This is a genomic window from Microvirga sp., from assembly GCF_014699075.1.
Taxonomy (GTDB): domain Bacteria; phylum Pseudomonadota; class Alphaproteobacteria; order Rhizobiales; family Beijerinckiaceae; genus Microvirga.
In genome coordinates this window covers 37,201-46,735 of record NZ_JACXAB010000032.1, presented here as the reverse complement: position 1 = coordinate 46,735, position 9,535 = coordinate 37,201, and the positions used below count along the sequence as shown (strand labels likewise).

The window sequence follows — 9,535 nt, the reverse complement described above, 5'->3', positions numbered from 1 at the left end:
AGGGTCAAGATGAGTGAATCACGAAGCCACCACGCCGCATAGCCCCAACGACTCCGTCAGAACTGCCGTTGCTCTAGAAGTTCCTTCGAGACGGCCGCTCTGCGGCCTCCTCAGGATGAGGTGAGAGGATAAGTTTACTGAAAACAAGCCGTCGCTGACCGCTACTGATTTATCCATTCCCCGCATTTCGGCGGCACTTCGGTGCCCCAGGGCATCAGAGGCACGGTCGAGGTGGAGTTCTTGGGCGAGCCCTCGATGACCCGATCCGAGTAGACCATGTAGACCAGAGTGTTGCGCTTCACGTCGCAGCCGCGCACGATCTGCATCTTCTTGAAAATGAGGGAGCGCCGCTCGCTGAACACCACGTCGCCCTGGCCGAATTTCTGCTTGAACTTCACGGGCCCGACCTGCCGGCAGGCGAGCGAGATGTCCGACACCTCCTCGGCCACGCCGAAGGTGCCGGCGATGCCGCCGCGCTCCGGGGTCGTGTAGTGGCAGGCCACGCCCTCGACGACGGGATCGTCGAGCCCATAGACGGCGAGCTTGTCGTCCGGGGTGAGCGCCCGCCAGACCGTGGACTTCTTGAAGATCAGGTCGGGTTCCTGAGCCGCGGCGCCGGTGGCGGCAGCCAAAACAAGGGTCAGGCCTAGGGCGATTCGGGCAAGCATCGTCGGTTCATCTCCCACCGTTACGCTGTCATGTGGGGATGGTTGAGAGCTTTGACGAGAGGCTATTCGGCCTGATGGCAAATCACGCAGATCTTGTTGCCGTCGAGATCGCGAAAATAGGCCTCGTAGTAGTTCGGATGGTAGTGCGGGCGCAGGCCCGGGCTGCCTTCATCCGCCCCGCCCTGCTCCAGGGCTGCGGCATGGCACGCATCGACCACGCTGCGCTTGGGCGCCTGCATTGCGATCATGGCCCCGTTGCCGACGCTCGGCGCCTCGCCGTTGAAAGGCCGCGCCAACAGGAACTGCGGCGGGCCACCGGGCGCTTCCCACCCGACGAGCATGTCGTCCGCGTAACGCACCTCGTGCCCGAGCGGCGCGAAGACGGCATCGTAGAAGGCCCGCGCCCGGGCAAGGTCATTTGCCCCAATGGTCATATGGGAGTACATGCTGGATCTCGTCTCAGGGTCGCTCTTCAGGGAAAGCTAGACAGCTTCTCTTGGAGCGGGCAAGGCGTTAAACACAATAGGGTCAAATTCGGGCGTCACATGACGAGCCAACCCGGCATATGATGCCCAACGGACCGGTTCTGCGATCAGCTTCATGACAAAGACATCATTTCTGCGCTCCCTCATCGCCGTGACGGCCTTTCTGGCTGCCGGACAGGCGGCGCTCCCCCAGTCCGCGCAGTGCCAGCGCTTCCAGGCCGAACTGGCGTCCCTGGAGCGCAGCGGCGGCAGCGCGCCGACCGGCCAGATGCGCGCCCAGCGGGCGGAGATCAACCGGCTCGTCACCTATTACCGCAATATCGGCTGCGAGCGCGGCCCTCTCGGCTTCCTGGCAGGCCCTGCCCCTGCGGAATGCGGCTCCATCGCCGCGCAGATCCGCCAGCTCGAGGGCGGCTATGCCCGCCTGGCTGCTCAGGGAGCCGAACAGGGGGATATCGAAGCCCGGCGCCGGCAGCTCCAGGCTGCGGTCCAGCAGACGTGCTCCACGGAGCCCCGCGGCTTCTTCGAATCGCTGTTCGGCGCCCCGCGCCAGCAACAGCAGCAGCAGGTCATGCCCGAGGGCCAGCCGATCATCGCCGATGACGAGCCGCGCTCTCTCGGCGGTGGGCGCCTGATCTGCGTGAAGACCTGCGACGGGTCCTTCTTCCCGCTTACGACCCCGCCGGGCGGCGGCCAGAGCGCCAACGAGATGTGCCAGGCCCTCTGCCCCGGCACGGAGACCACGGCCTTCGCCTATCCGGGCGGCGACAACGGCCTCAACCGGGCGGCCTCGCTCTCCTCGAACCAGCCCTATACGTCGCTGGCGAACGCCTTCAAGTTCCGCAAGAGCTTCGACGAGAGCTGCGCCTGCAAAAAGCCCAACGAGAGCTGGGCGGTGGTGCTGCGCAAGGCCGAGAGCATGCTCGAGCAGCGCAAGGGCGACCTGATCGTCACCGCCGAGAAGGCCGAGGAGCTGTCGCGACCCAAGGTGCAGGCCGCCCGCAAGGCCGCCGACAAGAAGGCCGAGGAAGAGGCCAAGGAGGCCGCCGAGATCGCCGCCGCCGCGCCGACCGCAAGCAAGGAATCGGCCGGCATCGGCCCGCAATCGATCGAGAACAGCACCGTGGTCCGCCAGGGTGAAGGCGCAAAGCGCGAGGTCGCCGCCAGCAATGGCCAGAAGAAGACCGTGCGCGTGATCGCCCCTGACGTGATCCCGGTGCCGAACGTTCAGAACTGATCGTTCTGAACCAAGCACAGCCTGTCATTCCCGGCCGGAGCGCAGCGGAGGGAAAGGGAATCCATGGCGCTACGCTCCATCGTAGATTCCCTTCCCGGCCTTCGGCCGCCGGGGATGACAGCGGCGGTCAAGCGCATCCATTCCGCCTCGCGTCCGGCCATGCTATCACCCCGGCATGAAACCGCTCGATTCCCTTGAGATGCCCCGTCCTGCGGGCGCGTCTGACCCGATCATCACCGTCTCGGGTCTGACCAAGACCTATGCCTCGGGCTTCCAGGCCCTGAAAAAGGTCGACCTGGAGATCCGGAAGGGCGAGATCTTCGCGCTCCTAGGTCCCAACGGCGCCGGCAAGACGACGCTGATCAGCATCATCTGCGGCATCGTCAATCCGAGCACCGGAACCGTTGTCGCGGATGGCCATGACATCATCCGGGATTTCCGGCCGGCCCGTACGAAGATCGGGCTCGTGCCGCAGGAGCTCACCACCGATGCCTTCGAGAGCGTGTGGGCGACGGTGACGTTCAGCCGGGGCCTCTTCGGCAAGCCGCCGAACCCGGCCTATCTCGAGAAGATCCTCAAGGACCTCTCCCTCTGGGAGAAGCGCGACAGCAAGATCATGACGCTCTCGGGCGGCATGAAACGCCGGGTGATGATCGCCAAGGCGCTGTCGCACGAGCCCACGATCCTGTTCCTCGATGAGCCCACCGCCGGCGTCGATGTGGAACTGCGGCGGGACATGTGGGAGATGGTCCGGGGCTTAAGGGAGAACGGCGTCACCATCATCCTGACCACCCACTATATCGAGGAGGCCGAGGAAATGGCCGACCGGATCGGGGTGATCAACAAGGGCGAGATCGTCCTGGTCGAGGACAAGCATGTGCTGATGCAGAAACTGGGCAAGAAGCAGCTCACCCTGCACCTGCAGACCCCGCTTTCGAGTCTGCCGCCCGGGCTGCAAGCGGACAACCTGCAGCTCTCCGCCGACGGCGCCGATCTGGTCTACACGTTCGACACGCAAAGCCAGGAGACGGGCATCGCGGGCCTCCTGCGCCGGCTGAACGAGCACGGCATCGACTTCAAGGATTTGCAGACCTCCGAGTCTTCGCTGGAGGAGATTTTCGTCAGCCTGGTACGGGGGCGCGCATGAACTTCTACGGCATCAAGGCCATCTATCTCTTCGAGATGGCGCGCACCTGGCGCACGATCATGCAGAGCATCGCCTCGCCCGTGCTGTCGACCTCGCTCTACTTCATCGTGTTCGGCTCGGCCATTGGCTCACGCATGGCCAGCATCGAGGGCGTGAGCTACGGGGCCTTCATCGTGCCGGGGCTGATCATGCTCTCGATCCTCACCGAGAGCATCTCGAACGCCTCTTTCGGCATCTACATGCCGAAATTCACCGGGACCATCTATGAGGTTCTCTCGGCGCCGATCTCAGCGGTGGAGACCGTGATCGGCTATGTGGGGGCGGCCGCCACCAAGTCGATCATCATCGGCACCATCATCCTGATCACGGCCCGGCTCTTCGTGGATTTCTCCATTGAGCACCCCTTGTGGATGATCGCCTTCCTGGTGCTGACCTCCGTTACCTTCAGCCTGTTCGGCTTCATCATCGGCATCTGGGCCGACAGCTTCCAGAAGCTGCAGATCGTGCCCCTCATGATCGTGACGCCGCTCGCGTTTCTCGGCGGCAGCTTCTACTCGATCAACATGCTGCCGCCCTTCTGGCAGACCATCGCCCTGTTCAACCCGGTGGTCTATCTGGTGAGCGGCTTCCGCTGGAGCTTCTACGGCGTCGCCGACGTGGGGGTGGGCATCAGCCTGGGCATGACCCTGGTCTTCATGCTGATCTGCCTCGCCGCCATCGGATGGATCTTCAGGACGGGCTACAGGATCAAGGCGTAAAGTGCTTCCCCCGCCATCATGGCCGGGCTCGTCCCGACCATCCACGTCTTTGGCCGCGTAAAAACGTGGATGCCCGCAACAAGTGCGGGTATGACGATGAAGGGATAGCTGCGCGACCTTTAAGCCGCCTGCCCGGCCAGCCGCGCCCTCGCCCGCTCCGGCCCGATCAGAGGCAGGAGCAATGCCAGTTCGGGGCCATGGTCGAGCCCGGTCAACGCGAGGCGAAGCGGCATGAACAACGCCTTACCCTTCATGCCCGTGGCGGCTTTCACCGCTTCCGTCCAGGTCTTCCAGGTGGCGGCATCCCAAGGAGCCTCCGGCAGAACGGCAGTGGCCGCCTCAATGAAGGCCTTGTCCTCGATAACCGGCGTTACGGGTCCGCGCACGACCTTGGACCATTCCGCCGCATCCCGAACCTTCGTCAGGTTGCCGCGCACCGCATTCCAGAACGCCTCGCCCTCATCCGCACCGAGCTGCGCCAGCCGCTCGCGGGCAACCCCATAGGGCATCTCGTGGATAAGGCGGGCATTCAGATGCTCCAGCTCGCTCTCGTCGAACTTCGCCGGCGCGCGGGAGATGTGGGAGAAATCGATCAGCTTGGCGAGCTCGTTGAGATCGGCAATGGGCCGCACGGCCTCGGCCGAGCCAACCAGCACCGCCAGCGAAGCGACCGCCTGCGGCTCGAGACCTGCATCACGCAGGCCCTTCACGGACAGATGGCCGAGGCGCTTCGACAGCCCCTCGCCGCTCGCGGTGATCAGCAGGCTGTGGTGGGCGAAGGTGGGTGAGCCGGCGCCCAGAGCCTCGAAGATCTGGATCTGCACCGCCGTGTTGGTCACGTGGTCCTCGCCGCGGATCACGTGCGTGATCTTGAGGTCGATGTCGTCCACCACCGATGGCAGGGTGTAGAGATAGGTGCCGTCCTCGCGCACCAGCACCGGGTCGGACAGCGAGCTGCAATCCACGTGGCAAGGACCGCGCACGAGATCGTCCCAGGCGACGTTCGTCGGCTCCAGGCGGAAGCGCCAGTGGGGCTTGCGGCCCTCGCTTTCCAGCTTGGCTCGGTCGTCGTCCGTGAGCTTCAGGGCCGCCCGGTCGTAGATCGGCGGCAGGCCGCGGGCGAGCTGGCGCTTGCGGCGGAACTCCAGCTCCTCCTGGGTCTCAAAGCAGGGGTACAGCCGCCCGGCCGCCTTCAGCTGCTCGGCGGCCGCATCATAGAGCGCGAACCGCTCCGACTGGCGCACGACCATGTCGGGCGGGATGCCGAGCCAGTGCAGATCGGTCTCGATGGAATCCGCATATTCCTGCTTCGACCGCGCCACATCCGTGTCGTCGAAGCGCAGGATGAAGGTGCCGCCCTCGCGCCGCGCATAGAGCGCATTGAGCAGGGCGACGCGGGTGTTGCCGATATGGATGTGCCCGGTCGGGGACGGGGCGAAGCGGACGATGGGCTTGGACATGCAAAATGCTATGGCGAAGGGAGCGAAGGCGCGCAAGGGGTGACTTCCAATTCCCCTCCCCCTTGCGGGGAGGGGTTAGGGGTGGGGGTGGTGCGACAAGGTAAGGGGTCGAACCAGTTAGGTGCTGTAGCAGCCTTCATGCGCTCTGAAAGAAGCACACCATTCTGACTTCCCAACCCCCACCCTTCATCCCTCCCCGCAAGGGGGAGGGAAAGCGCCCTACACGTCCATTGACCCAGTGCGCGGCTTGCCCATGGCGCGTTCCAGGGCTTCGTCCTTCTGGTGCGCCGCCAGTCCCTGGTCGCGGTAGCGGTTGACGATGGGGTAGCGGCGGTCGCGGCCGAAGTTCCGGCGCGTCACCTTCACGCCGGGCGCCGCCTGCCGGCGCTTGTACTCGGCGATGTAGAGCAGGCGCTCCACCTTCTTGACCACCTCCAGGTCATAGCCCTTGGCCACGATCTCGGAGACGCGCAACTCCTCCTCCACGAGCCCGCGCAGGATCTCGTCGAGGTCTTCATATGGGGGCAGCGAATCCTGGTCCTTTTGGTTCTCGCGCAGCTCCGCCGTGGGCGCCTTGGTGAGGATGTTTTCGGGGATGACGACGCCGTCCGGGCCGAGCGCGCCCTTCGGCTTCCGGCGGTTGCGCAGGGCCGACAGTGAAAAGACCTCCATCTTGTAGAGATCCTTGATCGGGTTGAACCCGCCGTTCATGTCGCCGTAGATGGTGGCGTAGCCTACCGACATCTCCGACTTGTTGCCGGTGGTCAGCACCATGGATCCGAACTTGTTCGAGATCGCCATCAGGATTGTGCCGCGGGCGCGGCTCTGGAGGTTTTCCTCCGTGATGTCCCGCTCCCGCCCTTCGAACAACGGCTGCAATGCGGCTTCAAAGCCCTCCACGGGCTCGGCGATCGGCAGGATGTCGTAGCGCACGCCGAGCGCCTTGGCGCAGTCCTCGGCGTCCTTGAGGGATTCGCCCGACGTGTAGCGGTAGGGCAGCATCACGCAATGCACCCGCTCCGGCCCAAGCGCATCCACCGCCATGGCGGCGCAGATGGCGGAATCGATGCCGCCGGACAGCCCCAGCACCACGCCGGGGAAGCGGTTCTTCTCCACGTAGTCACGCAGGCCGAGCACGCAGGCGGCGTAATCGGCTTCCTCGCCCTCCTCCACGGTCACCACCGGAGCGTCCCGGCAGACCCAGCCCTCCTCGCCCTTCTCCCAGGTGGTGAGCGCGATGGTCTCCTCGTTGGCCGGCAACTGGCAGGCGAGCGAGCAATCCGCGTTGAGCACGAAGGAGGCGCCGTCAAAAACGAGCTCGTCCTGGCCGCCGACCTGGTTGAGATAGACCAGCGGCAGGCCGCTCTCGGTCACGCGGGCAGCCGCGATGTTGAACCGCTCCTCCGTCTTGCCGCGCCAATAGGGCGAGCCGTTGGGCACGAGCAGCATCTCGGCCCCGGTCTCGGCGAGGCACTCGACCACGTCACCGGTCCAGATGTCCTCGCAGATGGGAAGGCCGAGACGGATGCCGCGGAAATTCACCGGCCCCGGCAGGGGCCCGGCCTCGAAGTTGCGCTTCTCGTCGAAGACGCCGTAATTGGGCAGGTCGACCTTGAAGCGGACGGAGACCGTGCCGCCGTCGAGGAGCGCATAAGCATTGTAGAGGAGCCCCTCCTCCCGCCACGGCAGGCCGATGAGCATGCCGGGCCCGCCATCCGCAGTCTCGCGGGCGAGCCGTTCCAGAGCCGCACGGCAGGTGTCCTGGAAGGCGGGCTTCAGCACGAGGTCCTCGGCGGGATAGCCCGCGAGGAACTGCTCGGCGAACATCACGATGTCGGCCCCCATCCGGGCCGCCTCGGCGCGGGCTTGGCGCGCCATCTCTTCGTTGCCGGCCACATCGCCGACGATGGGGTTGAGCTGCGCAAGCGCAATCTTGAGAATGTTCTGAGCCATGGCACCTGCAGATTTAGCGCGCAGCCGGGTGCGCAGCAATGCGAGGGTAGAGCTTTCCCATGAACTCTTGAACGCTCAGTGAGCAGGGCTGGTCCCGCTCCTTTGCATGAGCCTCTGCGAGGATGCGACCTCCCGATTCAAGAACCTCTGCAAAGCTCAAGCTTTGTGGGAACCCGTTATTGTCCAGTTCGTTGTTCCAACACGAATTACACGGGAGACTGACATGTTGAAAGGTGGCTTGCTTTGGCTCATCGGCATTCCTCTGCCGATCATCCTTATTCTCTTCTTCATGGGCTGGCTGAGCTAAGCTCAAGTACTTGTAGAGTAGCGTATGCGTAAAAGAAAAAGGGGCGCCTCGGGCGCCCCTTTTTCTTAGATCATCCAGCTGGTTATTCCGCCGCCAGGGCGGTCGGTCGTTCCCTTGACTGGCGCTCCCGCTTGACGAGCTCCGACGTCAGGAACGCGATTTCCAGTGCCTGCTCGGCGTTGAGGCGCGGGTCGCAATAGGTGTGGTAGCGGTCGGAGAGATCCGCATCGGTAAGAGCGCGGGCGCCGCCGGTGCATTCCGTCACGTTCTTGCCGGTCATCTCCAGGTGGATGCCGCCAGCATGCGTGCCTTCGGCCTGGTGGATGGCGAAGAAGTCCTGCACCTCGCTCATCACCTGCTCGAACGGCCGGGTCTTGTAGCCCGAGCCCGCCTTGATGGTGTTGCCGTGCATCGGATCGCAGGACCACACCACCGTGCGTCCCTCGCGCTCGACTGCGCGGATCAGGCCCGGCAGATGATCGGCCACCTTGCCTGCGCCGAAGCGGCAGATCAGGGTGAGGCGTCCGGCTTCGTCCTTCGGATTGAGGGTGTCGATGAGTTTGAGCAGCCCATCGGCCGAGAGCGACGGGCCGCATTTGAGGCCGATCGGATTCTGGATGCCGCGCATGTATTCGATGTGGGCGTGATCCGGCTGGCGGGTGCGGTCGCCGATCCAGAGCATGTGGCCGGAGGTGGCGTACCAGTCGCCGGTCGTGGAATCGACCCGGGTCATGGCCTCCTCGTAGCCGAGCAGCAGCGCCTCGTGGCTGGTATAGAAATCCGTCGAGCGCATCTCGGGATGGGTCTCGGGATCGATCCCGATGGCCCGCATGAAGTTGATGCTCTCGGTGATGCGCTCGGCCAGCTCGCTGTAGCGCGAGGATTGCGGCGAATCCTTCACGAAGCCGAGCATCCAGCGATGGGCGTTTTCGAGATTGGCGTAGCCGCCGGTCGCGAAGGCGCGGATCAGGTTGAGGGTCGCGGCCGACTGGCGATAGGCCATGAGCTGGCGGCGCGGATCGGGCATGCGCGCTTCAGGCGTGAAGGCGATGTCGCTGATGATGTCGCCGCGATAGCTCGGCAGCTCGACCCCGTCGATCGTCTCGGTCGGAGCCGAGCGCGGCTTGGCGAACTGGCCGGCCACGCGGCCCACCTTCACCACGGGCGAGCCGCCCGCATAGGTGAGCACCACGGCCATCTGGAGGAACAGGCGGAAGAAATCGCGGATGTTGTCCGCCGAATGCTCGGCGAAGCTCTCGGCGCAGTCGCCGCCCTGGAGCAGGAAGGCCTCGCCCTTGGCAACCTTGGCCAAGGTCTTCTTCAGCTTGCGGGCCTCGCCGGCAAACACGAGCGGGGGAAAACCGGCAAGCTGCTGCTCGACGCCCTCAAGCGCCTCAAGGTCCGGATAGGCCGGAACCTGTTGGATCGGCTTGTTTCTCCAGCTATCGGGCGTCCACCGCTCGGTCATGACACTTACCCCCGTGTCCTTTCTTCAATGCTCATCGTGCGCCGCAACAAGC

At 64.7% G+C, this 9,535-nt stretch carries 8 protein-coding genes; 3 read left to right on the top strand and 5 right to left on the bottom strand.

Going from position 1 to position 9,535, the window contains the following annotated elements; translation table 11 throughout:
* Positions 1 to 161: 161 nt before the first annotated feature.
* Both IC232_RS24375 and IC232_RS24370 read right to left on the bottom strand, forming a co-directional pair.
* Positions 162 to 668 (bottom strand): CreA family protein, encoded by a 507-nt coding sequence (locus IC232_RS24375; RefSeq protein ID WP_190847551.1) that lies wholly within the window; start codon positions 666 to 668, stop codon positions 162 to 164.
* Positions 669 to 730: 62 nt separating this feature from the next.
* Entirely contained in the window at positions 731 to 1,114 is a 384-nt protein-coding gene (locus IC232_RS24370; RefSeq protein ID WP_190847550.1) for a VOC family protein, read from the bottom strand.
* A 154-nt stretch (positions 1,115 to 1,268) separates the two neighbouring features.
* Here IC232_RS24370 and IC232_RS24365 point away from each other — a divergent pair, with 154 nt between their 5' ends.
* The 3 genes from IC232_RS24365 to IC232_RS24355 all read left to right on the top strand — a co-directional run bounded on the left by IC232_RS24365 (position 1,269) and on the right by IC232_RS24355 (position 4,295).
* Positions 1,269 to 2,390: a DUF2865 domain-containing protein gene (locus tag IC232_RS24365; protein ID WP_190847549.1), complete on the top strand. Its 1,122-nt coding sequence runs from the start codon at positions 1,269 to 1,271 to the stop codon at positions 2,388 to 2,390.
* A gap of 175 nt (positions 2,391 to 2,565) precedes the next feature.
* Entirely contained in the window at positions 2,566 to 3,537 is a 972-nt protein-coding gene (locus IC232_RS24360; RefSeq protein WP_210335488.1) for an ABC transporter ATP-binding protein, read from the top strand.
* On the top strand, positions 3,534 to 4,295 hold the full coding sequence (locus tag IC232_RS24355) for an ABC transporter permease (RefSeq protein ID WP_190847548.1): 762 nt from the start codon (positions 3,534 to 3,536) through the stop codon (positions 4,293 to 4,295). The genes IC232_RS24360 and IC232_RS24355 overlap by 4 nt, the downstream gene beginning before the upstream one ends.
* Positions 4,296 to 4,414: 119 nt before the next feature.
* Here IC232_RS24355 and gltX read toward each other — a convergent pair whose 3' ends face one another.
* From gltX to IC232_RS24340, 3 genes are all read right to left on the bottom strand, one after another.
* Positions 4,415 to 5,755: a glutamate--tRNA ligase gene (gene gltX / locus IC232_RS24350; RefSeq protein ID WP_190847547.1), complete on the bottom strand. Its 1,341-nt coding sequence runs from the start codon at positions 5,753 to 5,755 to the stop codon at positions 4,415 to 4,417.
* Between the two features lie 219 nt (positions 5,756 to 5,974).
* Positions 5,975 to 7,708: an NAD+ synthase gene (locus IC232_RS24345; protein WP_190847546.1), complete on the bottom strand. Its 1,734-nt coding sequence runs from the start codon at positions 7,706 to 7,708 to the stop codon at positions 5,975 to 5,977.
* A gap of 389 nt (positions 7,709 to 8,097) precedes the next feature.
* Positions 8,098 to 9,483 carry a class II 3-deoxy-7-phosphoheptulonate synthase gene (locus IC232_RS24340; protein ID WP_190847545.1) on the bottom strand — a complete coding sequence of 462 codons (1,386 nt, stop codon included), beginning with the start codon at positions 9,481 to 9,483 and terminating at the stop codon, positions 8,098 to 8,100.
* Positions 9,484 to 9,535 lie beyond the last annotated feature (52 nt).

Excerpts from the sequence above, each read along its gene's own strand:
- IC232_RS24375 (WP_190847551.1), bottom strand. The coding sequence starts at position 668 with ATGCTTGCCCGAATCGCCCTAGGCCTGACCCTTGTTTTGGCTGCCGCC.
- gltX (WP_190847547.1), bottom strand. The coding sequence starts at position 5,755 with ATGTCCAAGCCCATCGTCCGCTTCGCCCCGTCCCCGACCGGGCACATC.
- IC232_RS24365 (WP_190847549.1), top strand. The coding sequence starts at position 1,269 with ATGACAAAGACATCATTTCTGCGCTCCCTCATCGCCGTGACGGCCTTT.
- IC232_RS24340 (WP_190847545.1), bottom strand. The coding sequence starts at position 9,483 with ATGACCGAGCGGTGGACGCCCGATAGCTGGAGAAACAAGCCGATCCAA.
- IC232_RS24345 (WP_190847546.1), bottom strand. The coding sequence starts at position 7,708 with ATGGCTCAGAACATTCTCAAGATTGCGCTTGCGCAGCTCAACCCCATC.
- IC232_RS24355 (WP_190847548.1), top strand. The coding sequence starts at position 3,534 with ATGAACTTCTACGGCATCAAGGCCATCTATCTCTTCGAGATGGCGCGC.
- IC232_RS24370 (WP_190847550.1), bottom strand. The coding sequence starts at position 1,114 with ATGTACTCCCATATGACCATTGGGGCAAATGACCTTGCCCGGGCGCGG.
- IC232_RS24360 (WP_210335488.1), top strand. The coding sequence starts at position 2,566 with ATGAAACCGCTCGATTCCCTTGAGATGCCCCGTCCTGCGGGCGCGTCT.